The organism is Neisseria sp. Ec49-e6-T10 (assembly GCF_051132615.1).
GTDB lineage: Bacteria > Pseudomonadota > Gammaproteobacteria > Burkholderiales > Neisseriaceae.
On the sequence record NZ_CP152375.1, the window covers coordinates 889,446 to 915,297 of the forward strand.

Here is a 25,852-nt window from a genome sequence, read left to right on the forward strand (position 1 = left end):
CTCTTAATAGTTTCAGAGTTTATTAAATAATGAAAATTTCTAATGTTTTTTTATTTTCTATCTTCCCATCTATCTATTTTTAGTACTTAATGATTATTTTAAAATTGACACAAAAGTCATTATAAACGATTGAGTAAAATATTCACTATGATTGTTAGGTTTTGGTTTGCTCTCAGGCATAGGTCAGTTACAATTCGAGTCTTTGTAATATCCTGATTTAGCAAAATAATATCAATTTTTTTAGAAAAAAATTGGCATGAAAAGTAATTATAATTCCACTTACGAGTGGAATTTTTTTCTTGTTTGCATCAATATATGTATTGAAACACATTATTATTTCGTGCTGCCTCAACTTAAATTTAAAGGTTTTATCAATTGAAAAACTCATAAGTGTCTAAGTATATCATTACCATTTGATAGAAGGATAATATGGCGCAACGATACTATGTTTAATTAAAAACGCTATTAATATAAGCATCATATTTGCACTATAATCAATAAAACATAAAAAAGAAACCACAAAACAAAACCAAGAATATATTTTTAACGTTAATCTGAGATATTTGGTTTTCGTTAAATTTTTAGAAAAAATCACTAATAAAAAACATATACTTGAAAACAAAGAGCATAAAGCAAGAGACAGGTCAAAAACAAACGCTTTCCATGGGAAATTTTGGTATCTTAAATCAAAAAATCCTGCAGAAAAAGATATAAGAGATATACTCAATATCAATAAAACTGTTGCCAATAAAAGACTTAATAATATGTGTTTCTGAATAAATATAATTGATTTTTTGATTTTTTGTGTGTTCATTTTTATTATTCTCTATTAATTTTAGGGCAGCAATGCATAGAATAATAACAGATTAAGAAAGATATTCCATCACTACAAAACCCTTGCTATATAAAGGTTTTTATTTATTATGCTAGAATCAAATTATGAAAAAAATAATCTTACTCCCAATACTATTTCTATCTTTTGCACAGGCTGAAACTGTAGTGGAGAAACTATCATGTAAAATAGAAACCGTTGTTGATGGTAATACCATAATTTGTCAACAAGATAGTACAAAAGAGACAATAACCCTAATTTTATTTCAAAGTATTGCTCCAAATGGCAAACAGCCTTATGCAAAAAAAGCAAAAGATACTTTGAGGAAACTATTAAATATAGAAAATAATTTTTTGATTCAATCATATGGTAAAGATCAGTTTGGCAATATCTTAGTAACTATTTTTGAATATAAATTGTACGGTTGTGGTTCAAAAAATCTAGCAACAACTTGTACAAAATATAACAACATTAACCTTGAAATGATCAAACAAGGAGCTTCGTGGAATAATCCATTGGGCCAACAATTCTCTGATTACCAACAAGCACAAGAAGAAGCAAAAAAAGCAAAACGTGGACTATGGACAGAACCTAATCCGATTCCTCCTTGGATTTATCGTCAAATGATTCGCCATGAAGAGAAAAAACAAACTGATTTTATTTTAGAAGAATATAGACATAATCATCCATACTAAACAGTATCCCCTCACAGTAAGGATTTTTAGCGTAATAGCAAAATAAGTTATAAAGAGAGAAAAATGGCTAAACATATTTTAACAACAACTGATTGGGCAAAAAAAGTATTATTATTTAGTACAGAAGGTTTGCCAGCATCTAAATTAGTTAAAGCCTTTTACCCTTTTATCCGAAGCAGATTATTCTCTAAACTAAAAAGGAATAATGCTTTAATTGAAATAATAACGTTAAAAAAAGAAATGCATATAATGCATCTTTACTTAGAAGAAAATATTCCACCTGAACTATTTAAAAAACTTGCCAAAATAGAGAACATTGACAACATCAACTTTAAACCAATAATCAATAGAGAATTTGTTACTACAGATGGAAAGATAGGTTTAATTGGTTTAGCTGGGTTTGCTCAACATAGTGATAGTGAAAAGGCTCGTGATTATATTAGCAACTGTGATTATATAAACGTTCCACCTGGTTGTTATCACGTAAGCATTTATCCACTGTTTCTTTCTGAGAAAGAACTAGCCAATAAATATAAACATTTTTATCAAAAGATAAAAAATCAAACAGATGCTCAATTTGGAGAAGGTGTACATGAAAAAGTACAAAATTTAAGAAAAAAAGATTCTAGGCTCTTAAGTTTTATTATTTATGTCGCGATTTTCCTGACTATTCTCAAAGTTACTTTACCATTCTTGCCTGAAAACTCTGTAGCAGTAGTAGAGAAGCTTGGTTCTATTAACATAATTCTTATTATTTTAGCGATAACACTTATTCCATATGGTCTATTTCAATGGTTTTATGTGGCAAAAAGATCCTCTGAAGAGAAATTTATTAGTGATTTAGAAACAGACATAGTACTTGAACATTTTCCCTCTATGGTAGCAACAATGTATCGGGTATCAGACAAAATTTCAAAATTATGAAGCCACTATAAATGTAGAATCTTTTGTTTATTATATTAGAACAAAATTATGAAAAAACTAATCTTACTCCCTCTACTGCTTTTATCTTTTGCTCATGCTGAAATCATCAATTGTGTTTTTGTAGGCAATCTTAATGGGGATACTCTTCTTTGTAGAGTAGATGATCCTACTATTGATCCTGATCAGCAACCTAATGTTGTTATGGTTAAGTTATCTCAAATTGCTGCGCCCAAAAAAGGGCAAGCCTATGAAAAAGAGGCGACACAGGCTTTAAAAGAATTTTCAGATAGGGCAATTGGCCAAGCGTTCACTATAAAAGTCAATAAAAAAGAAGCTTCTACAATATGGGGAACTGTTTTTGATTGGTACAGTGAGTTGACTGTACCAAGTGCGGGTAATTGCCTTCGTTCACGCTATCTATCAGAGGAAGAAATTTCACAAAAAGACAATACCTGTGGCCCTTGGCCAATGATTATTGTCGACATCAATAAAGAAATGATCAAACAAGGATATGCTTGGTATGATCCATCAATGGGAAAAAATTTGACCTATCAACAGGCTCAAGAAGAAGCAAAACAAGCTAAACGCGGGTTATGGGCTGTTCCTAATCCTATTGTTCCTTGGGAATGAGGGAACAAATGAAGTCATCTATTATCTTCAAAAAAATCTATCTGCCACTTATTATTTTATTTATTTGTAGTAGCTCAGACCTGATCTGACAGTAAACCAAGTTATCAATCCAATATATAAACCAAGTAAAAAAACAGCATAAGCTAGAATCAGCACAGTTCTCATTATCTATTGCACATAAATTAAATTCTTCATGTCATTTCTGGCAAAAACCAGAAAGTTAAATCAGCTCACTTTCATCAACCTTAGTTTGCCAGTCAAAACTTCTAGGAACTGAAGAAGACTTACTTTCCTTATTTTCTTTTGTCTGGTTTTTCGTAACCTTTATTTTAGGTGTAGCTTTTTCTTCAGGCTTGTTGTTCAGAATAAATTGATTAACTGTTCGTTGTGAGACTATAAGCCCATTTAATTCGAGATATTTAACAATAGATCGTTCTGAATAGCCATTTTGTTTTAGGGCTAAGATATCGTCCTTAAAGGGGTCTAATTTAGAACGACGTTTTGGTTTCTCTGATGCCATGAATTCTTCTAATGAAATCATAAAATAGAGCCTTATTTTTTAATTTTATATGTAGTCATTATACTATTTAAATTAATTATTAGCATCTATTAGCATTGAAATTTCATTTAATTATAATATAGATATCATTATCTGTAGTTTCACTTTAATCTAATCTATTATGTATCATAACTTTTTAGTTGCACTATAAATATTGGTTTTATTTACTAACGGGTTTTAACTTCAATACTGGTAGTGCTCGATCTGCGCCACCACCATCATACTTTGAGAATAAAACAGATTCTCCTATTTTGGGTAGGGCTCCATAAACACAATTAACATGATAAAAAACATTACTCATACCAGAGACATCAATAAATCCCCATGCATTATGATTTAAATTCCTTATTACACCTTTATAACGCCTACTTATTTGATAACATAATAAACTGCATTTATGGACAAGCTCATCTGCTGTTGGCCTATCATCAGGATTAACTTGTAAACAAGATTTAACAATCGAAATTAATTGTTGAGATAAATAGCTAAATTGAGGGTTATCAATAAGAAAATTAGGGAACTCTTCATATTTTCCAGTTATAATATTACCGACTGCTTTAAGACCTGTCCCAAAAGGTTTTTTTCCTGTCAATAATTCATAGCTAATTGCCCCAATAGACCATATATCAGCCTGTAAACCAACATCTCTAGGTGTATTAATAGATTCAGGAGCCATATATGGCAAAGCACCAACCGCTGTCGCTGATGCAGTGATTGTATCGTTACCTCCTTCTGCCGCCATAGCAATTTCCTCATCAGCCATTTTAGCTATACCAAAATCTGTAATCTTTATTTGTTGTAAATTAAATGTATCTGTCACCATTATATTAGTGGGTTTAAGATCGCGATGTATCACACCAACATGATGAGATGCCGCTAATCCTTTTGCTAAGTGATGTAATATTCGAGCAGTTAGAAATGGATCTAAATATTCAATCGATTTTAATATCGCTGATGCTAAATCAGCACCTTCGATTAATTCTTCAACAAGATAAGCGCGATTATTTTCTTCGACATAATTTAGTGTTTTTGCAATATTTGGATGATTAATTTTAGCTGATACTATGGCACTACGGTGAAAACGTTTTTCAGCAGAATCATTTTTAGGTGTTTTCAAAGCAACATTACGTTTTAACAATAGATCATGGGCTAAGTAAACATACTGCATTCCTCCTACACCAACAAAGCCATCAATTCTATATCTTGAGGCTATTAATTCATTGTAAGTATGTGGTCCTATCATAATGTAATCTCAGGGTTTGATATATCAAATGTAATAAAATATCTTTCTCTAGCATGTCTATCACTATTACCTAATGATATGACGCAAGCACCATACAAAATAGTAACTTCTTTTATATATTTATTATTTACAAATACTTCTCCATTAATATTCTGCATTATAAAATTTAGACCATCATAATAAAGCTCACATGACCCAACTGGAGAATCTAATTTAGCAGTTCTAGAATCGGCATTAAGGATATGAGACTTAGCTTTGTGTATAATTAAAGCTTGATGTTGATTCAATAATAAGTGTTTTCCTATCTCATCTCTTATATGGCTCATACGTGGCCGCTCAGTAGGGTTAGGAGAGAAACATTGCTCAAATAATGGAATTAAGTTCGGGTAAGTGCTTAAATATCCATGTTCAAAAGACCCAACAGGTAATGTAGAGAACGGGGTATTTCTAAAATTTTGGAATAGTTCTGGTCTAATAAAATACAATACTGTAGCTCCAAAGGCATAAACGTCGATAGCATTTGTAAATTTGCTTTCATTTTGAAATAATTCAGGGGCAGAGAAGCCAAATGTTCCTTTGAATCCTATAGTTTTGGCATTTAAATCTTGCTTTCTAGATAAACCAAAATCAAAGATTTTAACAATATCTTCCCCACCCATTTTCATATTATTAGGTTTAATATCACGATGAATAATACCAGCTTGATGAATATCTGATATTCCCGATGCTATTTGCCATAATACTTTAAGTAAGCATTCTCCATTTTTTATTGTTTCTGGTAAACATAATAGGTCATTGCCCTTAATAAACTCCATTACAATTCCAATAATTGTACTATTGTCATAAATTACATCGTAAAGCTGAACTACATGTTTTGAACGAAGTTGCATAAGGGCATTAACTTCATCTAGTAGCCTATCCGTCTCAGAAATATCTCTTATGGATTTTATTACGACGTGGCGTTCTAAATTTTTATCATTGCAATAGAGGACATCACTGAAACCACCGCTAGCACCAGCACCAGGTAAAGGTTGGTATCTGTTTGGTAAATTTTCTAATAACCTATTTATCATCAAAATCTATCCTTAATTGAGGCTTTTTTTCTTGTTCTTCAATTGATTCATTAAGTTGAACAATTTCTTTAATTGTTTTTTGCTTTTTAGGCTTTCCTGTTCTCCGTCTATTAATAGTATATCTTGGCGTAAATTCATTTCTTGGATGTAATTGTTCTGTAGATTCAACATTGCTAGTATGATGAGAAAATTCTGTTGATGTATCTTTCTCTACAGTAACCGTAGATATTTTTTCTATACCAATAAAATAGGCACTTCCATTAGAATCCCATAACTGCACTGTTCCAGTTGCTATATCTGTATTATTTGAAAGAAGAGTTGATAGTTCTGATATAACTATTGTAGTTGAATTATCGGAACCTCCACTCCAACTTGATACAGAGATTAGCCTCTTTGCCAGTTCAAAAGATGATATATCTTGCGCGACTAATGTATTAAAGGTGGGTATAGGTAGAGAATGTACTCCATCACTTGTAAGTAATAGTTTTTTTATTGATAAAATATTCGGAAGGCTGATTTGATGAACTTCTATTTCATCTCCAATGCCTACATACTGAAGAAGTTTATAACTCATCTCTGAAGGGTTTTCTAACTGTTTTAACTGCCCTGCAATCGTATCATCAACAGATAATTGCGTCACATTATGTCCTGTAAAACAGTATATCCGGCTATCCCCAATATTAACTGCACTTGTGTTACCATCATTATCATAAATAAACGCTGAGAGTGTAGCTCCTCCATTCCCTTCATATTTATTAAAAACACTTTGATTTGCCTCATACGTTGCTTTTAAAAGGCGTTCATCGACATTTAAATTCCTATTTTGAATACAACTTGAAATGAATGAAGAAACAGCGAGTGAGGCACACTCTGTACCATTTGGCATTCCCCCAATGCCATCACATAATACGCCAACTATAAATGATTTTGATGGGGTTACTTGAGCTCTTAATAAAACTGCTTTATCTTGATTTTCATTTCTGACTAAGCCTATATCTGATGCAATAGCAATTGGAAAATTGTCAGCAACGCTAACAGCACAATTTTTAGGTGTTTTTCGTGTTATCCAATTATTAATTTGCTGTCTCAAATTATCTTTACTCATAATTGGTTTATCACCATTCCTTGATAACTAAAAGTACCTCTAAATATACATCATACTTAACTGCTCTTGGATAATTTTTTGTAAAAGTCTCACAAAAGTGAACATTTAACTACATCACTTTTCTTTTTTGATAAAAAATTCTGTTTTCCATGTATTAAATGATTAATACCAAATATACATATTTTTCATATATTAGCATTAATTAAGAAGTTAAATATCATTAAAATTTCACTATATATAATATATGATCATATCTATTCATTAAAATATACTCAAAAATCATGTATTTTCAATCAAAAATTCTATTTTAATACTGGTTATCATTAAAATAGAATTTATTCAAACACCATTATGAATATATAATGAAATTTTAAACTAAACGCAGGATAGGCGGTAGCCGTTAAACACGGTGTGTTTTTGTTCTGCTTATGCAGAAAAGATGATAAGATTCTAAAAAAATTTATTTTGAGTAGTAAAAATGGATGAAGAGTTTCAGTTAAATCTCAATCAATCTTTTGCTGATCAGCAAAGATTACAACGCGAGCAAGAAGAGCAATTACAACGTCAAAAAGAAGCGTTGGAGTTGGCACAACAGAAGGCTCCTGAACTCAATGAAACCATCAAAAATGCCTTTGACCAAAGCACGTTTACTCATAATCTAGATAAATTAAACAAAGAACAAAAAGAGGCTGTATTTGACGGCTTAGCTTTCGATGTGGCTCTTAAAGGTGGGCGTAACGATAATATCGATATCAAATTGATGTATTACAGCCCTAAAACAGGTTGTTTAATGGCTAATATTGGTAACAATAAATATGCCTTTGCAAATGTAGCAGAAGCCATAAACAATAAAGGGCTCACTGTTGATTCAGAATTGTTGGAGGCTAAAAATCCAGATAAAACAGAATATCAGAAAGCAAAATCTGAGCCTTATAGTGAGCTTTATCAAAGAATCTATCCACCTATAGGACGTAAAAAGCAGATTATCAATGCGTTGGATGAACATTTGTTTGATAAACAAGTATCTGGCTTTAACAAAAAAGAGCAATATATCCTTAAAGAAGCTCTAGGCTTTATTGTCCATGATCACGCTGGTGATCCGCCAAAAGTTCACCAGTTACAGATCAATAAAGATGAAGTTCAGTTACAGTTAGGTGAACGCAATGAACATTTAAGCTTATCAACTCAAAAAATTCTGGCTGGAGAATCTTTAGAGAATATCGTTAAACAACCTATTGAACCTCCATTAGAACCAGAAGACACCAAACGTAAAATTATTGCCCGACAGGGAGATACTGGTTGGAGTCTGGCTAAAAAACTGGATTCAGAACACCCATATGAAGCTTTAGGTGCTTTGTATCGATCTGGGCAAATAAGAGATATTCAGCTTAAAGATGGTCATCAACATGTTATCCCTAATATTCAACCCAATAAAGAATACACTTATGATCGCAGTCAATATACAGAAGCAGAACAAGCTATAAATGAAAAAGAAGGGAGAAAAAATACTTCTGGGCAAGGTATGATCAATGAACGTATTGATCAGGCTCGAGCCGAACAAGCCAGACAAGCGCAAGAGGAAAGGCAACTAACCGCTCAACATCGAAATGAGCAAATCAGTTTAGCTAGAGGAAGAATGAGTGAAGACCCTTATTATCAAAAGCTACGTCAAGAACAAAAATTTGATCCTTTGAGTTACGCTAGACAATACAAAGCTAAAGATGATGAAATTGTTCTAGGTATGTTGGGTAATGTGAATCTAAATAAACTACCTATTCCCGATACAGTCAAACACTGGGGAGTAGAGGTTTATCAAGCGACAGAACAAAGAGTACTGAACCAAAAAGCAGCATTCGAAACAGGGTTGAATATGCTCACAGGTATGGGCAGTAGAATGGCTGCTGGTGTAACCTCAATTCCTGCTGCGGCTATTTATGGTACAGAAGCCGCTGTAGCCATACAAAAAGATATTCAGGAACGCTATACCTATACGCCTAGTGCCAGTACACAAGAAATCATACAAAAAAATATAGGTCAGCCTTTAGCCCCTTATATCAAGCAAATGGAACAAGGCATAGAATCCGTTAGACAAAGTAATGTTGATGCTTATGGTTTAGCTGGGACAGCACTGTTATTTGGCTCTTTTGAAGTATTAAGTGAAGTTATACCCGTTAAAGGCGGTAAACAGCTGGCAAAAGTCTTTAAAATGGGTGGTGATGATACGATTACAGCCATCACAAAGAATGCGATTAAAGAAGGAAATATCAGCAATGTTAAGTATTTTGAGCATGGAGGGGTAAGTTTTAATAAAAAACATACTCAACCCACAAGCAATTTTAGCCAAACACCTGTGATACAAAAGAACGTAACCGTTCCTTTGTTTGTTGAAAAACATGTCCCATTGATTAAAGAGCCAACAGGGCAGTTTACAGGAGTTAAAGCTGATCCGAACTTTGATTTCAGAACCAATGTGGAAAATACAGTATTACCCAGAGCATCAAGAGAAATTACTTACCCAACTGAAGTACCAAGTCCTTTAAGTTATAAAGAAACTCAATTCCCACAAGATTTAAAAACAGTAGGATTAACAGCAGAAGAATTTAGAAACCTTAATCTGAAATCAGTGGATACTTGGACAGATATAGAAGCACAAAAGATGAAACAACTTAGAGAGATGGTTCCTAACATCACTACAGAAACTGAATTACAAAAAGTGATTTCGTTTAGTGATATAGATAGGTATTTGGATCCTGAAAACCCTTATACGACTATAGGCGGTTATATAGCTCGAGCAGAAGATGTAAAACATTTAAAAAATTATGATGAAGTATATGAGTCATTAAGACTAGATTATCCATATACGAAGTTTGCTGAAGATGGTACAAGTTATGGCATCATTAGGTTTAAAATAGAAAAAGTAGAAAAGATTCAGATACCTTATGGTTCTAAGCTAGGTGGAACAGATACAAGCTCTGCTCCAGCTACAAGAAATGGGTTTTTAGCGACACGCAATGGTGAGGCTATTCCTGAGTGGAATTATCCTAAAGGTGTATATGAGCCGCCGAAAGATGGAGCTGAACTTTATAAGGTGATTGATGGTAAAGAAGAGTTGGTAGGACGATATATTGAGAGTGAGAAAAGATTCTTACCTGAAAGCAATAAGGAAATAAAATGATTAGAAATGATATATATACCTTATATCAAGGAAAAGAATATGAAATTATTAGCTCTATTGAGAATGGAGATAGAATTTATCAGTTACGTTCATTAGACCCTCAAGATTTAAAAAATGGATTTTCAATTTATAAGAGACCAGAATATGTGCTGACAAGTAAAGGGGAAAAATTTTACTTGCCACCGAGGGATATCAATGAGCCAGACATTTATATAAAAGACATTATTCCTTTAGAGGTAAGTGAAGTTTATGGCATAAATACTTTTGGTATTTATAAAGGGTGTGAAGTTGGAGTCAGAATGGAAGATAAAACAGGTAAAAACTTATTACTTGGTGTTGGCGATGCAATGATGGCCAGTAAGCTTGGGTTTGAGTTTGATGAGCGTGGAGTCTATATGAAATGGGTACCAAAAGAAGAGGTTGAATTGTTTGAAAAAAAAGAGCCTATGCCTAATTATTTTAAATAGTTTGTTCTAGTAAGCATCAAGCGTTACTGCTATACCATTTCTATAAATGTAGCTATGGTAGAATTCAGTATGAAAAAATTAATTTTACTCCCTTTATTATTTTTATCTATCGTTCATGCGGAACCTCTCCCCCCAGTTTGCCAAGAAAACAAATGGGCTATGGTTGAAGGAAAAACAAAAAAAGATTTAGAGCATGAAAAGTTATATGGTTATTCAAAACCAATGTCTTATTGTATTCTCCCTAATGAAAAATATTATTCAATTGTGAGGCTATACAATCAGAAAAAAAGCAAATATAAGAATCTATTTAACCAATACTCAGGACAATCTCCTACCTTTGAGCAAATAGAGAAAGCTAAGGAACAAATGCGTAAAGATGGATATATAGTGATTAAATAGCTTAAAATAGTGCCAATTGGAAAACTTCTGGGCTTATTATCCTTCACAGTATTGAGTATCACACTAAGAAATTTGTGAAGAAAAACTGGGAAAATATGTATTATTTGATTAAGGAGGGGATATGTTTTCTTTTAATCCATTGAAAATAGAAACCTGTCCATATTATTCTGATGATAAAAGTTTTATGACTCATTTTAATGTCTGTAGCGATTGGCTTCTATTATCTGAGATTGAACAAATATTAAAAGAAATTCCTAATGTAAAAAACGTACAAAGAAGCAGATTTTTCTCAAAAGATGTCCCTATAAAATTTGATTACTTGGATAAACATTTTATTGTATGTGAAGGTATAGGATATGAATATTGGATTGGGCCTGACTGGGAGGTTTATGATCATCAGTTAGAGCCTTTTAATGTTGAAGTAATCGAAAAATATTTCAGAGAATATAATAATCCTTTTCAAATATTGTTATATAGATTGTTTTTTCTTTCTATACTAGTAGCTTTTTTATTTCAAACATATTTTTGGCTCAGCAGTTAAAACATAGTTTTACTTCCTTCTCTCACCATTTCTATAAATATAGCTGTGGTAGAATGCCGTATGAAAAAATTAATTCTATTTCCTTTACTATTTTTATCTTTTGCTCATGCTGAAATTATTCAGATGAAAGTTACCAGCACAATAGATGAAAATGTATCTTCTTGTCTAAACCAAACTAATCAAGAAGAGATTATGCAAGACTCAATTTCTAAAGACACAAAAAAAACAGAAACGATAAGTATATTCAACAACTAGAAGGTCTCGCAAAAAACGGAGACATGCAATCTCAATATAACCTAGGTATGGAATATTACTTTAATTCTGACATGATTAATGCTTTTCAATGGCTTTTGAAAGCCGCTATGCAAGGGTATACTGAGGCTCAACTCCAAGTTGCATTAATGTATGATTATGGAAACATGCTTGAAATTGAAAAAGATCCAGTTAAAGCGATTGAATGGTACGAAAAAGCAGCTTATCAAAATAACGAATATGCCCAATACCGATTAGGAGAAATGTATCTTGATGGTGAAGGTGGACAGCAGAATTATGATAAAGCGGTTGAGTGGTTACAAAAAGCAGCACAACAGGGTTATTTAGTGCTCAATATCAGCTTGGTTACCTATATTATTATGGTGGAGGAGTGCCTCAAAATTTCGATCAAGCATTTAGCTGGTTTGAAAAAGCTGCAAAAAATGGGGACTCAGATGCTCAATATGTAATTGGTCTTATGTATTATCAAGCGGATGGTGTTAAGCAAGATTTAGAAAAAGCATTTGAATGGTTTCGTAAATCCGCTAAACAAGGAAATGGGTTAGCAAAAGAAATATTGATTAATAATAATGAGTTGTAAATTTAACTTGTTAGCTTTCCTAGACTCATTAATCACCTGACTGTATACCTGCTATTCTGCTAATTCAAAAAATAACCTGATGGAATTAGGTATGAAAAAATTAATCTTAATTTCAGCACTGTTTTTACCTGTTCACGTTGAAGCAAAGACATGGATACCTCCTTCAATTTGTCTCGATAATGGTTGGGCTGAAAATCTCTGCGATTTATCCTTTAGTTAAAAATTACTTAACGTGGACAGGCAGTTCAGTGCCCTTTGTACGCAGTGATTTTTGCATCTTACCTAATGGTGATCATTACTCATCATGGAAATTAGCTGAGCACAAAGATGATAGATATAAAGAATTGTTTAAACAATATTCAGGACAATATCCCACCTTTAAACAAATTAAAAAAGCAAAAGAACAAATACGTAAAGACGGGTATATAGTAGATTAAATAAGCGACTACAATTGTGTGTGAATGAAACACCGAAAGGGGCTTATTTTTATGTTCTATTGCTTTGTTCCCTATAGAAAAAATACGGTGTTGAAAATGTAATAAAAAATTAGCCGAAGCTAAATATTTATATCTATTGAATGCCCCCAAATGTAGGGAATTAATTCCGTTCCATATTTTCTGATTGATTTATATCTACGGTTTTACTCTTAATATCATCAAATTTTTGTTGAGCCTGTGTTGTAAACTCTGCCTGATCCACTTCTTTTGCTAACTGGCTAATAATACGTGCTTCTGCTTTACCCATAACAGACATTTTATTAAGATATGGCATGATGCTTCTCCTATTTTAGGTATAAAAAAACCTACTCATTGAGTAGGTGGTTGGATTAATATTCATTACTTATTATGGTCGTGCAGTAATTTTTTGATTTATAAATTAGAAATCTTCAATAATTTCATCAGGATCTAAATTAATACATTTAATCGCTTTATTTTTTTTAAATAAACAATGACCTGACTCGTTTCCATTTTCTTCCCAAAAAAGTACTAGACCATTGAACTTACCATTAGATAATGTCAGCAAATATTTTTTTTGGCCACTGTCATACCAATAAGTATGTACACCATCTCGTTTGCCATTTATATATTTTCGCTCATTAAATGATTGATCGGAATAACATGATATTTCAAGACCATTTTTTTCTCCATTCCTATCAGTAGGTGCTTCTTGCGGTATACATTTATCTGTTTTTATATTCTGACCAATAACATTGGAAGATAAAACAGTAAAAAAAGCTAAAAAGAGTATTTTTTTCATCAAAATTCCTTTGATTCTAAAATAATATAATTGGGTATATTTTAAATAAAGTACATTATGATATCCTTTACTAGTGACAGAACCTATTAATTTTTTAAACGAAAAAAATGACCAAAGTTGACCAACGTATAACTGAACTGGAAAACCGCATCAATAACTTGCAAAGCTTATCTGGCGGGATATTGAAACTGCTGTTTTTATCGTTGTCGTATCACACGCAAAATGGCTCTTTAACTAAAGAACAAAAGGCAACGATGAAAGAAAAAATGATTCACTTTTTGGAAGGTGAACCAGCATTGCTGGATATACTAGAAAATACTGAATATGCAAATGAGATTGCAGATATTACTCAAACAATGGATTTATCTTAAGGTTTCCAGAATCTTGTTCAGATTCTGTTTTGCTACTTGAGAAGAAGCTGGATATTGCTTTCGTGTCACTTTATTTGTATGTGGCGAAACAACAGACATCAGAGCATGTTGGCTATTGAGATAATTCAATATCAGGTTTTCCAATTCATCAACCCGATTAAGTGCTTCCTTCAGTTTGAGGTTTTGATCCTCAAGGGTTAAAGATAACTTTTGGTATTCAGCCACACAACGCAGTAATGTTTTACTGCCTGCGGACTCTCCTAAAAGTTGTTGAACCTGTTCAATGATCTGATCTTGTTCAGCAGTTGTTCTGATGGTTAATGTACCCATAGTAAAAATCCTCTCCAATAGATAGATATAAAAATACCGCCAGATTTGGCGGTAGCAGTTAATAATTTTTTTGAAATTAATTGATAAAATTACTGACATTTATTCATCATTGATTAAATTTCCTTGTTCATCCCAATTGATTTCTTGTCCCTCTTTTTTACCATTAATGTAATTCAGCTCAGTTTCCTTTTGGCCATTCTTATACCACCAAACCTGTTTTCCTTCTCTTTGACCACTAACATAATTTAATTCTGCTTGTTTCTGACCAGTTTTATACCAAAGGAATTCTTGTCCTTCTTGCTCATCATTAAGGTAATTCCCTTCAGATTGTTTCTGGCCATTTTCATACCACCAAGTCTCTTTACCTTCTTTTTTACCATCAGCATAGTTTGCTTCATATCGTTTTTGGCCATTTTCATCCCAAATAATCCGTGTTCCATCTTCTTTGCCATTAACATAGTTTTTTAATACCTTCAGATCATCATCACAAATAATCTCTATACCATTTATTTGTCCATATTCATTTAGAGGTGGCTCTTGTGGAATGCATTTTTGGGCAAAAACACCAACAGAAAACAATAAACTAATTAGAAATACTAGAAATTTTCTCATAAAAAATCCAATAGGGAAGAAAAACAATAGTGATAGTGTACTGATGGTGATAAGAACGATCAATTTTATTGGGGATTAAATTGGATATCAATTAATAAAAAATCATGAATATCTGCCACAAAAAACACACTTTTTTTGTATAAAAAAACCCGCACAGGCGAGTTTTAGGTTAATAACACTAATGAAATATATAGGCGTTTATTTATTTCTTTATTTTTTCCTCTATCAAGCGACACGAAGCCATCATGGTCAATCTCTTTGTACAGGCTTGCATGATTTTAAGTAATAATTCTTCTGATAGACTCATTCGATTATTAATCATTCTTGGTATATGTTCTACGGGAAGAATTAAATCATCGTAGGATAATATACGCATATGAGGCTTTTTATGTTCATCAAAGGTTAGAAGAAAACGAAAATCCAAAATATTACCAATTAATTGATTAAGCTCTTTTAGTTCGTTATAGCCTTCTATATTCACGGCTTCGTTATTTGAAAACTCTCCAGTTTTACGAATGGAAGGTAGAACTTCATGACAAATCCACCGATCAAACCGTTTTGCTTCTGGTTTATTACTCCTACGAATAAGACGGTATAGACCTGCTTCACTGATTAAATTAAACGATTGAGCTCCTCCTCTTTTTTGTTCGGAATGACCGTCAATATTACTGACGGTCATTTTTTCATCTTCATCTAATCTAGAAACAGCCATTCGAGCATTTTTGATATTTAATGCTTTACATACATCAACGGCAACAAACCAAGGTTCGCTATCTATTAGCGTTGTACGGACGGGATGATCTTCAAATGAAAAGGGGATTAAATTAGACATAATATTGCTCCTATATCGGTTTAGAAGCCTGCCTCTTACTTTCCACGGTAAGGGTGGCAGGACAATGCGAGGGTGGAAAACTGCGATATAGGTAGCAGCCAACCTTTCGGTTGCCTCGCACCGCCCACCATAGATGGAGCAACACATACAGATAAAAAATACCGCTAACGCGGCAATATCTGCCTATATCATTCAGGTTTCCACACCAGACCGCGCTATTGAACGCAGTAAATGAATCATAAGTATTTATCCTTAAAAGGTCAACTTAATTCGTTTAACACATTTTAAGTTAACCACGATGTTTGCCTGTAGCAATCACTCCTTTCTGATACATAAATATAAAAATACCGCCAAAATGGTGGTATGAGTTGATCATTTTTTGAAATCAATTGATACAATTACTGACGCTTATTCATCATTGATTAGATTTCCTTCCTCATCCCACCAGATCTCTTTACCTTCTTGTTCACCATTGATATAGTTTACTTCAGAAGCTTTCTGACCATTCTCATACCAAAATATCTGCTGGCCCTCCAGTTTATCATTCACATAGTTCATTTCAGATTTTTTCTGCTCATTTTCATGCCAATAGAGTTGTTTGCCTTCTAATTTACCATTAATATAATTTATTTCTTCGCCCTTCTGTCCATTTTCATACCACCAGATAGTTTTACCTTCTCTGTTACCCTCAACATAGTTTACTTCAGATTCTTTTTGACTATTTTCATACCATTTAGTGGCTTTCCCCTCTATCCTACCATTAACATAGTTTGCTTCTACTGCTTTCTGACCATTCTCATACCACCTGATTTCTTTGCCTTCTAGTTGACCTTTGACAATATTTACTTCAGATTTTTTCTGTCCATTCTCATACCATTTAGTAAATTTTCCTTCTGGTTCACCATTAACATATTTACCCTCAAATATCTTTTGATCACTCTCACAAATAATCTCTATACCATTTTTTTGTCCATATTCATTCAGAGGCGGCTCTTGTGGAATGCATTTTTGGGCAAAAACACCAACAGAAAACAATAAACTAATTAGAAATACTAGAAATTTTTTCATAAAAAATCCAATAGGAAAATCCTAAAATAATAATAGTGTACTGATCACTACATGACATCCAATTTCTATTTTGGTTATGCTGTATCTTAATTACTTGAAAATACTTAATACCGCTTACTCATGGCATAAAATTCCTTTAGGCCAATGTTAAGTACAAATGTTTTGATGGCACTATTAAGTGTATGGTTATTCTTAAAAATGGGTAATACGAGTAATTAACAATTATTTATCATTGTTTGCACAGATGGGTAAAATCTGTTCACATACTGATTTATCTAATAATTTCTGAGCTATCAACGTATAGGCTTCTAATTCAATACTTTCAGGTGTGGTTTCAATCAGTTTTTTATATTCAGCTATTGCTGTTTTATCTCCGTTAAAAATACGAGCAATAAGGTAATTTGGATCATTTTTAGTGGTTTGTTTATCAGCGTATATTTGTACAGTTTTGTTATAACAACTTTGTAAATCGCTTGGTTTAGCTCCTTGGGTTTTTTCTAACAAACAAATACCAAATTGAACTTCCCCAATAGGGTCATATTGGTTTGAATTTTTATAATCATCAATCGCATCATTAATTTCTCCAAGTAACATAGATGCACTGGCACGGGTGCGTAACGCTTGTGCTAGAGTTTTATGATCAAGTGTTTGTTCGCTGCTTTTAAGCCATAGGGAAAGTTTATTTTTAGCTTGACGGACAAGGTCATCATTCAAACTGTTCCTCCCTTGAATGAGAAGTTCATTAACTTCTTGAAACATGTTTTGGTTTTCTTGTTGTTGAATTTGTTGTTGCTCAAATGTGGGGCTAGCACATATGAGGTTATTAACCGTTAATGAGATTAATATTACAGTAAAATAATTAATTTGTTTGAACATGTTTATTCTTTATCTTTTAAAAACCAAACCATAAGCGCTGAAAGTCTGATCATCAGGCCAAAAATAATAAAACTCAAAAGTCACATCATCTTTCTTTTTCAGGACGACACGTCCATTATTCGTACATTCATTTTGCCCTTCAGTAATTACTTCTCGAAATTCAAACATTTCTTCATCAGAATCCAATAGGCTCCAATAGCCACCACAATTTAAAGAGGGATATTTGATAACAGTCTGCTGTTTTGTTTGATCAAAAGACACAACAATATCCCATGATTCACTTACATCAAACTGGTATGCCGCTCCCTTCCAAACGCTCGACAAATTGGAAGGAGGTGATTCAGAAGATATACTTTTACAAGATATTTGAGATAATAGTATAAATAAAACAACTAAAATGTATTTTAAAAAATTAAACCATTGCTTCATTTTCTCTCCTATAATGTTAACTGTGTTGTATGCAAAAAAGCAAAAAATGGATATATTTATTCAACTCATAGAATAGTAGCCAAATTATTCATTACCTGTTCTTCTAGGCTCTTTCTTGCCAAAGATCGATGGCCAATTCATTTTCATGCCAGCCTTTGCTGGTTTTTCTAATAAAACTTCTTTTGGCTCTAAAGAAAAATCTGTTTCACACTCTTGATTTTTATCATAAAATTGAAACCAGATACAGCCTAATTCATCCACTTCCCTTATCGTTTTAATTGTATTTATAAGTGATAATAAAGCATCTATAGATTCTTGTTCTAACCCTATATTCATACAGGAATCAACAGATAAAATACGAACTTTATCTCCTACAAAAAGACAGTTGCTATTAGCATCAATCAGTTTCAAAGAATACTTCCTTTCTGTTATACCCCAAAATGAATAATATATTTTCCTTCGTTTCTTGCTTTTTGTATTAAATCCAATAGTTCTAAAGCTATTTGTGGATATTTCACCTTAAAATCCTCCGCCGTTTTATTTACCACAATATCATAGAGTAGATCCAATGATTCTGGAGGAATAAGCGTTACACCATACCGATTAAGTCCTTTTTCAGGGCGACTATAACAAAAATAATATGATTTCATGGTAGACAAACTTTTCCACCAACCATCTATCACCATATCGCTTATTTTGACACATCCAAACTCATAGTCAGAAAACGTATAATCCTTATTTTTATCAAGGTGCTCAACAATTCCAAAGTCAGCATAAGGCCCCCCCCAATCTAATACCACTTTGTAGGAGCTTTGTTGTCCATTTTCATGCCAATAAGAAGCTTCTCCTGTGAATATATCATTGATATAGTTTTCTTCAGAGTGTTTCTGCCCATTTTTATACCAGATAGAATGCAGTCCATTTAGACATCCATTTACAAAATTTATTTCATAGGATTTTTGTCCATTCTCATACCATTCTGTATAGATTCCTTCTACAACACCATTGATATAAGTTTCTTCCTTATACTTTTGTCCGTTTTTATGCCAATAAGTTAATACACCCTCAATACATGATGGTAGATAAAATTCATCAATGTATTCAAGAGTATTAATTTTTATTTCATTGGAGTAAATTTTATGAGACCCACTATAAAAATCTTGAATAAGAAAAAAACCATCGTCAGTTTTACCTAAATATTTCCGATAGGAGTAGACTGCTGGGTCATCTTCATCAACTAAATAACCACAATCATCAAAATAGGCAATAATCTGATTTTTTTCAAAAGTATTTTGTTTCATAGTGAAGGTGCGTTATACGACTTAATGATTGAGTTTTATGAAATAATAAGAAATTAGTTTTGAATATGGATTATTCCAAAACAAATTATATCAGCCCACTGGCCCCTTTATTCTAGATAACTTTTATATTGAAATCTACTTTAATAATATACATATATTAAAAAAATCTCTACGTTTCTTATTAAAATTTAAAATCAAAATAATTATCTTCGCCCACTCATGGCATAAAACTTCTCTACTGGATCAAAATACAACTCAGTCATATAGGTTTTACTGAAGAAGCACACAATATCAATGGTGGCTCTAACCGTATTCAGAATATAGTTAAAATCCATTGTTTGACCTGTAGAGGATTCTTTTGCCAGTTGGGCGATCCGATAATGAACTGAACGGGCATCATTGGCATGTACGGAAGTTAAACCGCCTGCATGACCTGTATTTAAAGCAGAAAGATAATCCCAAGCTTCATCTCCTCTTAATTCTGTTAAGAAGATGCGATCAGGTTTGAGCCTCATACAACTGGAGATCACCGCTTTGGCGGTGACATGCTCTTTAAAAAACAGATGGACATGGTTGGGGTGATGGGGTAAATCCAGCTCGTGGGTGTCTTCAATGGTGAGGATTCTTGTATCAAGGGGGATCATATCGGCAATGGCTTTGGTAAAGGTGGTTTTACCTGATCCTGTACCACCAACCATACAAATATTCAGCTTGTGTTGTACCGCCAATTCAAAAAAACGGTTTAAATTTCGATCCGCTTTAGCTTGCAGCATATCCAGTTGCCAATCATGGAGCGTAACATCATGAGGTAGCTGCATTTTGTCGCTGATATCACGGTAATGTTTACTGTCGATTTCAATATCTGTTTGAGCCTTGCCGAATGAACCTACATCGGTAAACGATTGCAATCTATCGGTATTTAAATAATCATTTAAACTAAAACGTGTATTGGATGGCTTCCTGAAGCTAAACACTATGGTTTTATCTTCACAAGAAGGCGGCATCATAATATGGCCACGTTCTCCATCAGGTAAGGTAACTGATTGCATAGGGTGAAGATGATTAATGGATTTTGAATTATAAATCGCTAGGGCATTGGCTAGAGTCTCCAGTTTGGTGTAACTTAATGCTTCATTTTCTAAGCGAACCACACCACTAGAGCCTTCTAAAAACACTTCATTGGGACGATTGATCATCACTTCGGTAATGCCTGTACGGTTGAGGTAATCATCAATACTCAATTGTTTGAGTAGGTTTCTAACAACAATATCATCATGAATCATTTTATTTCCTCAAAAAAAAACCACCAAATTTTTGGTGGTTTAAACAACAATAATCAAGCTAAAAATATTTAATTTGTTTTTTGGGTCATTGGAAGTAGAGCCACAAACCAATATAAATCATAACTTCCACGTTCAATTTCATAACAATTTTTTTCATCATAGGTACAAACTTCAAGACTTGTCCATGATCCAGTTGCAACAGGATGCTCACTATCTTCCTCTGGTTCTGGTGGTTTGGGGGTGTTTCGTTCTGGATTAGTGTAAATATCCAATAATTCTTGGTATACTTTTTTGGTATCAATATTCGATTGCTCTTGCTCTATATATATTGTTTCTTCTAAATCTGGCGTTAGAACGTAATGTGCATAATCTTCTTGAAAGTTCATTTCCTGACGTTCAATGATAAAATTGCTTCCTTGCTTTTGCACAATAAAATGTAAGTCTCCCCCTCCACCTGTATTCCAAACAAGTTTATTATAAGGAACTCGATCTTTTGTTTTTTGTTCGTTAGAAACCTCGGAAACTGCAATGTCTAAATCAGAAATAGCAGCATCATGATTGGTCATGATTTGACTTGCCTGCTTATTTTCAGCCTGCTGAGTATTATCATCACAAGCAAATAAATTTATAAACAGAATAAGTAAAATAATCTTTTTCATATTAACCTTACAAAAGAAATAATATATTTATTATTATCATAACATAGAGCCGCGTATTGATATAAAAAGCCAGCATATTCGCTGGCTTAATTAATGTTGTCACCTATTAAAAATAAGGTGTGACTACCTCATACACTTTAGAAAAATCCACATCACGAGACACCATCACATTGATTAATGAACCTTGGTTCACGTATCCAGTAGGTGGAATATTGATGCTGTTTTTTAAGGCCTCTGTTGCCATCTCTTCAGCAGCATCATTGGCGTTCTCAAAGGTGATATTGTCATTGCCCTTGTTACGATTATTCAGGTTTTCTGATAAATCTGAAATCAGGCTGATCAGCATTGCCCCACCAAAACGCTGAAAGAAATGATAATTGACCCGTGCGCTATGTCCCGCAGCACCTAATTGTCCCGCACCTGTACTGGCGATATTAACCTTAACCCCGTTCGGTGTTTCAACCTCATTCCACAGTACAAATACCCTAGCTTGACCTTGAACCAAGGCAGAGGTTTGTTCCCCCACCAGTTTAGAGCCACGCTCTAACAGTAATACCCGACCATTGGCAGAATAAACATCTTTGGTTACCAAACAACGGGTAAAGCCTGCATGAGTGGTAATGATCTGGGTATCCAGTGTACAGGGTATATTGGTTCCCTTGGATAATAGGTAAGTGGAATCGATACGCCTTTGTGCAGTGGCTTGAAAGGTAACAGTGGGTTTTAATTTGTCTCCAAATGTACTATTGCTACCTGAGCCATCATCATTAAAACTGACAGGTTGTGCTTCAGCAGTTTGAGTATGTTCTCCAGCAGAACGTCCTCCTTCAAAATCCACCAGAACATTACCCCTCATCTTGCGTTGCTCTGGGGTTTCTTCTGGTTCTTTTTGATCAGTTGATTGTGCCATCTGCTCAGGTGCTGCTTCAGATTGTTGTTCTGGAATCTGAGCCATCTCCATTACTTCAGGTTCACTGGCTTGTTCAGGCATTTGTAATGCCAGCTCTTCCTTATCTTGCTCAAAATCTTTAGGCTGGTTGTTTTTGATTTCATCAAGTGGTTGGGTGTTTTCTGCTACGGTATCACTTGAGCCACTACTAAATGCAATCAAACCTGAAACAATTAAACCAAGAGCAACAATACCAATGCCCGCCATAGCCACTTTACTGACATTATTGTTCTTTTTACTTGGGCTTAAATCTTGAGGAATACCCATTTCTACCGTGTCATCCTGAATCGCATCAGCAAGAGAGGTGATGGTGTTCTCCAGTTCGTGATCCAGTGGTTTTTTCTTTTTGAATTTATCTAAAATACCCATATTGTGATCCTTTACTTAACGATACGAACAGAGTTTTGGTCTGAAGTACCTGTACGATTAAATAGTCCTTTTTCATCAAAGCCACGATTTTCAACAGCAAGGACACTGTTACCCAAACGCAGCATGTATTTTTTAGCGGTTTCATGCACAATGACGGTATCTGCTTCAATATGGGTATTGAGCAGCATCTCTGAACCATCAGGCATTACCTTATAAATCGTGGGTAAATCCCGCCCATCATTAAATTTGAAAAAGGTAAATAAACCATTATCAAAAACAGCAGTAGGAACCAGTGCTTTAGCCCCTTGAGCCCAATAGTTGTAGTTGGTTTGCTCCTTTTGTTCGGGTAGGCTCTGTAAAATGTCCTTCGCCTGCTGTCGTTTTATGGTTTCTGCCTGCATCACAGCTTTTTGACTATCAGGATAAGAAAAACGCAAAATATAAGTAGGCGCTTGAGGCTTCTGTCCTTTTCGCACTTGACGAGCCAAAGACAAATAAAACGCATAAGTGCGTTTATTGGTGGTGATGATCATATTGGTATTAGGGCTTTGCGCAATGGGCTTAAATATGATGTTGTTACCCTTAACAGATAAATTCCATGCTTGCCCATCCCCCATACCTAAAGCAGCATTATCTCCAATCAACCGTTCGTCTTGCTCCAGTTGAATCATGGTTGTTCTGCCCACTTGGGCACGGATATTAACCACATTATCAGGGTCATAATGCACATACTGAATACGGGCATCTTTAACAGATGTGCTGGGGGTAATATCTGCATTGGCCATAACTGAACAACCAAGCAACATCACTAAAATACATAACTTATTATTGAACATTATTTATTTCTCCTTATGGCGCAGCTTCTGGATCAACACGGTAACTCGTCACTTGAAAACCTAACGGGTTAATCAGACGATCTGTTTCTTGAAGGGGTTTGTTTTGATATTCAAACGCCACTGTCGCAATCATCTTTTGAGGGGCAGGCTTGGTAATCCCATTGGTCAAAGGAATCAGATGCTTTTCAAAACGAATTTGCGCCATTTCACCGACAAAGCTAATGGCATTCACCTTCACAATTACTTTGAATTGATCCTTCAATACCAAGTGAGGCGCAGCAGGGTTTTTGTTATACAGTTTGGCAAATTCGGCTTGTACTGGTGGTGCAGACAATAAATTGGTGGCATTGTACGTAGACTGTACTGTTTGCCAATCATAGGATTCCCGATAAATCACGTACTGAGCTAGCCAGTATTTATTGATCACTTCACCATAAGATTTTTCAGAGGTTTTAAGTTGGGTAACAATATCCGTTGCACCTGTATTATTGTCTACCCTGATCACAAAAGGGATCACCGTTTTAAGTGGGGTCAGTCCTGCAATTGCCCCAATGGACAACCCCATAATCAGCAAACATGCACAAGTAATCCGCCAAGCAATCTTGCTTTTTTTACGAACTCGTTCAATTTCGGACTTTTCGAAATCTTTGGCACATTGGATAAACTTACTGGCTGCTTTTTGGGAAGATAGTTGCTTTTGAGTCATTTATTCACCTCCTGAACGTCTTTGTTAATGGGGAAATATTGTCCATAGGGACGAGGTGGTTTATTGGTGCAGGCAGCACAAAAGAGTAGTGCCATCATGAGTGCAATACATACTTTCATTAAAAATTTCCTTTTATTGAGATATAAAAAAACCCGCACTAGGCGGGTTATGGTGAATAAAAAACTACTTCATATGACTGATATTTTACATATTGAAAATGGTAAAAAATGGATGGCTTATCCCTTTAAATTATATTGACCATTGCCATACAGGCGTTTCCAGATATATCTGATTTTTTATGGTGGTTTGTCCAAATTCTTTTTCTAGCTCAATCAAATTACAATCTGTTCCAACCTCTAATTCCAGAGCATTAATCAGACGTTTAGAGTGGGTGATAACCCATATCTGGCTACGCTTTCTAGCTCGTATAATTAGTCGAGCTAATGCAGGCAACAAGTCACTATGTAGGCTATTTTCAGGTTCATTTAATACCAAAAGCGAAGGCGGTCTAGGAGTCAATAAAGCAGCACTCAGCATCAGATAACGTAATGTACCATCTGATAATTCCTTTGCTGACAAAGGACGTAACATTCCTGGTTGCTGTAGAAATACTGTAAAGTAATCGTCAGTATTAATCTCTAGGGAAGTTCCTGGGAAAGCATCTTCTATCGTTTCATATAATAAATCACTATCTCCTATTTCAATAATGGTCTGTAGAGCAGCAGCTAGATCATGTCCGTCATGATGCAGTACTGGTGTACGTGTACCAAGTTGTGGTTGTCTAGCAGGGGAATCTCGATCTGTACGGAAATAATCATAAAATCGCCATTGTTTGATAAATTCTCTTACCTGCATGATTTCTGAACAGCGACTGTCATATTCCCCTAGTTGTAACAGCATGCTTTCATAGTTTGAGGTATGTTGTGCCAGAACTTCTTTCTGTCGCCCTTTTTTTATAGTAATTACCGCTCCTTTTCGTTCAGTTAATACTGATGAGCGACTATAATATTCCCCAGCCCAGATTGCTTCATGGGTTATGGCTGGATCTAGCGCAAAAGCTGAGGGGTTACCACGAACATATTCAGGGCGGCCAAGTACAATATTATAGCCAAATGTTTCGCCACTAAATCCCATTTTAAGACGTAAGGACTTAGTGCGTACCGTTCCTTGTACACTTATTTCACCTTGGCGCATTCGTCGACTAATTTGTTCTGGTCCAGCCCATAAAACAGAATTCAATCCACCTTCTCTGGCAAGAGACTGAATCACATTGCCTTGAGCCGCATCGTACAATAAATGCAAGGATTTATATAAATTTGATTTACCTGAACCATTTGCTCCAGTGATAATATTAAGTTGTTGTAAAGGTAAAATCAGTTCCTGAATTGAACGAAAATTGGCAATGGCTAGAGTTTTTATCATGGCAAAGAGATAATGGTAAGAGTTAGATACAAATTATTACATAAAGAATAATCAAT

At 34.2% G+C, this 25,852-nt stretch carries 33 protein-coding genes; 11 read left to right on the forward strand and 22 right to left on the reverse strand.

What is annotated here, in order from left to right:
- Nucleotides 1-406: 406 nt before the first annotated feature.
- Nucleotides 407-814 (reverse strand): hypothetical protein, encoded by a 408-nt coding sequence (locus AADH04_RS04565; protein ID WP_434779065.1) that lies wholly within the window; start codon nt 812-814, stop codon nt 407-409.
- A 125-nt stretch (nt 815-939) separates the two neighbouring features.
- Here AADH04_RS04565 and AADH04_RS04570 point away from each other — a divergent pair, with 125 nt between their 5' ends.
- The 3 genes from AADH04_RS04570 (at nt 940) to AADH04_RS04580 (ending at nt 3,081) form a co-directional block, all read left to right on the forward strand.
- Nucleotides 940-1,527, forward strand: a complete 588-nt coding sequence (locus tag AADH04_RS04570) for a thermonuclease family protein (protein ID WP_434779066.1) — start codon at nt 940-942, stop codon at nt 1,525-1,527.
- A 63-nt stretch (nt 1,528-1,590) separates the two neighbouring features.
- A complete protein-coding gene (locus AADH04_RS04575) occupies nt 1,591-2,451 on the forward strand; it encodes a hypothetical protein (protein WP_434779067.1) in 861 nt (286 codons plus the stop codon).
- A gap of 48 nt (nt 2,452-2,499) precedes the next feature.
- Entirely contained in the window at nt 2,500-3,081 is a 582-nt protein-coding gene (locus tag AADH04_RS04580) for a thermonuclease family protein (protein ID WP_434779068.1), read from the forward strand.
- Nucleotides 3,082-3,301: 220 nt separating this feature from the next.
- On the opposite strand, the gene AADH04_RS04585 is transcribed toward AADH04_RS04580, so the two are convergent.
- From AADH04_RS04585 to AADH04_RS04600, 4 genes are all read right to left on the reverse strand, one after another.
- Nucleotides 3,302-3,622 carry a hypothetical protein gene (locus tag AADH04_RS04585; protein ID WP_434779069.1) on the reverse strand — a complete coding sequence of 107 codons (321 nt, stop codon included), beginning with the start codon at nt 3,620-3,622 and terminating at the stop codon, nt 3,302-3,304.
- Between the two features lie 178 nt (nt 3,623-3,800).
- Nucleotides 3,801-4,883, reverse strand: a complete 1,083-nt coding sequence (locus tag AADH04_RS04590) for a protein kinase domain-containing protein (RefSeq protein WP_434779070.1) — start codon at nt 4,881-4,883, stop codon at nt 3,801-3,803.
- Entirely contained in the window at nt 4,880-5,956 is a 1,077-nt protein-coding gene (locus AADH04_RS04595) for a serine/threonine-protein kinase (RefSeq protein ID WP_434779071.1), read from the reverse strand. Before AADH04_RS04595 ends, AADH04_RS04590 begins: the two co-directional genes overlap by 4 nt.
- Nucleotides 5,946-7,061: a PP2C family protein-serine/threonine phosphatase gene (locus tag AADH04_RS04600; RefSeq protein ID WP_434779072.1), complete on the reverse strand. Its 1,116-nt coding sequence runs from the start codon at nt 7,059-7,061 to the stop codon at nt 5,946-5,948. The genes AADH04_RS04595 and AADH04_RS04600 overlap by 11 nt, the downstream gene beginning before the upstream one ends.
- A 478-nt stretch (nt 7,062-7,539) precedes the next feature.
- Between AADH04_RS04600 and AADH04_RS04605 the strand changes: the two genes are divergently transcribed.
- The 7 genes from AADH04_RS04605 (at nt 7,540) to AADH04_RS04635 (ending at nt 12,496) form a co-directional block, all read left to right on the forward strand.
- On the forward strand, nt 7,540-10,236 hold the full coding sequence (locus AADH04_RS04605; RefSeq protein ID WP_434779073.1) for a hypothetical protein: 2,697 nt from the start codon (nt 7,540-7,542) through the stop codon (nt 10,234-10,236).
- Entirely contained in the window at nt 10,233-10,703 is a 471-nt protein-coding gene (locus AADH04_RS04610) for a hypothetical protein (RefSeq protein ID WP_434779074.1), read from the forward strand. Before AADH04_RS04605 ends, AADH04_RS04610 begins: the two co-directional genes overlap by 4 nt.
- Nucleotides 10,704-10,772: 69 nt before the next feature.
- Complete coding sequence (locus AADH04_RS04615; RefSeq protein WP_434779075.1) at nt 10,773-11,102, forward strand: hypothetical protein; 330 nt, start codon at nt 10,773-10,775, stop codon at nt 11,100-11,102.
- 121 nt (nt 11,103-11,223) lie between these two features.
- On the forward strand, nt 11,224-11,643 hold the full coding sequence (locus AADH04_RS04620; RefSeq protein ID WP_434779076.1) for a hypothetical protein: 420 nt from the start codon (nt 11,224-11,226) through the stop codon (nt 11,641-11,643).
- Nucleotides 11,644-11,703: 60 nt separating this feature from the next.
- The gene (locus AADH04_RS04625; RefSeq protein ID WP_434779077.1) at nt 11,704-11,898 is read left to right on the forward strand and encodes a hypothetical protein; all 195 of its coding nucleotides are present in this window, start codon (nt 11,704-11,706) and stop codon (nt 11,896-11,898) included.
- A 23-nt stretch (nt 11,899-11,921) separates the two neighbouring features.
- Nucleotides 11,922-12,365: a tetratricopeptide repeat protein gene (locus tag AADH04_RS04630; RefSeq protein WP_434779078.1), complete on the forward strand. Its 444-nt coding sequence runs from the start codon at nt 11,922-11,924 to the stop codon at nt 12,363-12,365.
- Entirely contained in the window at nt 12,287-12,496 is a 210-nt protein-coding gene (locus tag AADH04_RS04635) for a tetratricopeptide repeat protein (protein WP_434779079.1), read from the forward strand. Before AADH04_RS04630 ends, AADH04_RS04635 begins: the two co-directional genes overlap by 79 nt.
- Nucleotides 12,497-13,093: 597 nt before the next feature.
- Here AADH04_RS04635 and AADH04_RS04640 read toward each other — a convergent pair.
- Nucleotides 13,094-13,267 (reverse strand): hypothetical protein, encoded by a 174-nt coding sequence (locus AADH04_RS04640; RefSeq protein ID WP_434779080.1) that lies wholly within the window; start codon nt 13,265-13,267, stop codon nt 13,094-13,096.
- A 105-nt stretch (nt 13,268-13,372) separates the two neighbouring features.
- A complete protein-coding gene (locus AADH04_RS04645) occupies nt 13,373-13,753 on the reverse strand; it encodes a toxin-antitoxin system YwqK family antitoxin (protein WP_434779081.1) in 381 nt (126 codons plus the stop codon).
- A gap of 107 nt (nt 13,754-13,860) precedes the next feature.
- On the opposite strand from AADH04_RS04645, the gene AADH04_RS04650 reads away from it, so the two are divergent.
- Nucleotides 13,861-14,124, forward strand: a complete 264-nt coding sequence (locus tag AADH04_RS04650) for a hypothetical protein (protein WP_434779082.1) — start codon at nt 13,861-13,863, stop codon at nt 14,122-14,124.
- On the opposite strand, the gene AADH04_RS04655 is transcribed toward AADH04_RS04650, so the two are convergent.
- The 15 genes from AADH04_RS04655 to AADH04_RS04725 all read right to left on the reverse strand — a co-directional run bounded on the left by AADH04_RS04655 (nt 14,116) and on the right by AADH04_RS04725 (nt 25,796).
- Nucleotides 14,116-14,454: a hypothetical protein gene (locus AADH04_RS04655; protein WP_434779083.1), complete on the reverse strand. Its 339-nt coding sequence runs from the start codon at nt 14,452-14,454 to the stop codon at nt 14,116-14,118. The two genes, AADH04_RS04650 and AADH04_RS04655, sit on opposite strands and share 9 nt — an antisense overlap.
- Nucleotides 14,455-14,553: 99 nt before the next feature.
- Complete coding sequence (locus tag AADH04_RS04660) at nt 14,554-15,066, reverse strand: toxin-antitoxin system YwqK family antitoxin (protein ID WP_434779084.1); 513 nt, start codon at nt 15,064-15,066, stop codon at nt 14,554-14,556.
- Between the two features lie 202 nt (nt 15,067-15,268).
- Nucleotides 15,269-15,898, reverse strand: coding sequence for a BRO-N domain-containing protein (locus AADH04_RS04665; protein WP_434779085.1), 630 nt, complete (start codon nt 15,896-15,898; stop codon nt 15,269-15,271).
- Between the two features lie 408 nt (nt 15,899-16,306).
- Nucleotides 16,307-16,966, reverse strand: a complete 660-nt coding sequence (locus tag AADH04_RS04670) for a toxin-antitoxin system YwqK family antitoxin (RefSeq protein WP_434779086.1) — start codon at nt 16,964-16,966, stop codon at nt 16,307-16,309.
- Between the two features lie 222 nt (nt 16,967-17,188).
- Nucleotides 17,189-17,842, reverse strand: a complete 654-nt coding sequence (locus AADH04_RS04675; RefSeq protein ID WP_434779087.1) for a hypothetical protein — start codon at nt 17,840-17,842, stop codon at nt 17,189-17,191.
- A gap of 9 nt (nt 17,843-17,851) precedes the next feature.
- The gene (locus tag AADH04_RS04680; protein ID WP_434779088.1) at nt 17,852-18,271 is read right to left on the reverse strand and encodes a hypothetical protein; all 420 of its coding nucleotides are present in this window, start codon (nt 18,269-18,271) and stop codon (nt 17,852-17,854) included.
- Nucleotides 18,272-18,355: 84 nt separating this feature from the next.
- Entirely contained in the window at nt 18,356-18,682 is a 327-nt protein-coding gene (locus AADH04_RS04685) for a hypothetical protein (protein ID WP_434779089.1), read from the reverse strand.
- A 17-nt stretch (nt 18,683-18,699) separates the two neighbouring features.
- Nucleotides 18,700-19,572, reverse strand: a complete 873-nt coding sequence (locus AADH04_RS04690; protein ID WP_434779090.1) for a toxin-antitoxin system YwqK family antitoxin — start codon at nt 19,570-19,572, stop codon at nt 18,700-18,702.
- 203 nt (nt 19,573-19,775) lie between these two features.
- The gene (gene virB11, locus AADH04_RS04695; protein ID WP_434779091.1) at nt 19,776-20,855 is read right to left on the reverse strand and encodes a P-type DNA transfer ATPase VirB11; all 1,080 of its coding nucleotides are present in this window, start codon (nt 20,853-20,855) and stop codon (nt 19,776-19,778) included.
- 68 nt (nt 20,856-20,923) lie between these two features.
- Nucleotides 20,924-21,421: a hypothetical protein gene (locus tag AADH04_RS04700; protein ID WP_434779092.1), complete on the reverse strand. Its 498-nt coding sequence runs from the start codon at nt 21,419-21,421 to the stop codon at nt 20,924-20,926.
- Nucleotides 21,422-21,620: 199 nt separating this feature from the next.
- Nucleotides 21,621-22,832 (reverse strand): type IV secretion system protein VirB10, encoded by a 1,212-nt coding sequence (gene virB10 / locus AADH04_RS04705; RefSeq protein ID WP_434779093.1) that lies wholly within the window; start codon nt 22,830-22,832, stop codon nt 21,621-21,623.
- Nucleotides 22,833-22,843: 11 nt separating this feature from the next.
- Complete coding sequence (gene virB9, locus AADH04_RS04710) at nt 22,844-23,668, reverse strand: P-type conjugative transfer protein VirB9 (protein WP_434779094.1); 825 nt, start codon at nt 23,666-23,668, stop codon at nt 22,844-22,846.
- 13 nt (nt 23,669-23,681) lie between these two features.
- The gene (locus AADH04_RS04715) at nt 23,682-24,374 is read right to left on the reverse strand and encodes a virB8 family protein (RefSeq protein WP_434779095.1); all 693 of its coding nucleotides are present in this window, start codon (nt 24,372-24,374) and stop codon (nt 23,682-23,684) included.
- Nucleotides 24,371-24,493, reverse strand: coding sequence for a hypothetical protein (locus AADH04_RS04720; protein ID WP_434779096.1), 123 nt, complete (start codon nt 24,491-24,493; stop codon nt 24,371-24,373). The genes AADH04_RS04715 and AADH04_RS04720 overlap by 4 nt, the downstream gene beginning before the upstream one ends.
- Before the next feature lie 130 nt (nt 24,494-24,623).
- Nucleotides 24,624-25,796, reverse strand: coding sequence for an AAA family ATPase (locus AADH04_RS04725; RefSeq protein ID WP_434779097.1), 1,173 nt, complete (start codon nt 25,794-25,796; stop codon nt 24,624-24,626).
- Nucleotides 25,797-25,852 lie beyond the last annotated feature (56 nt).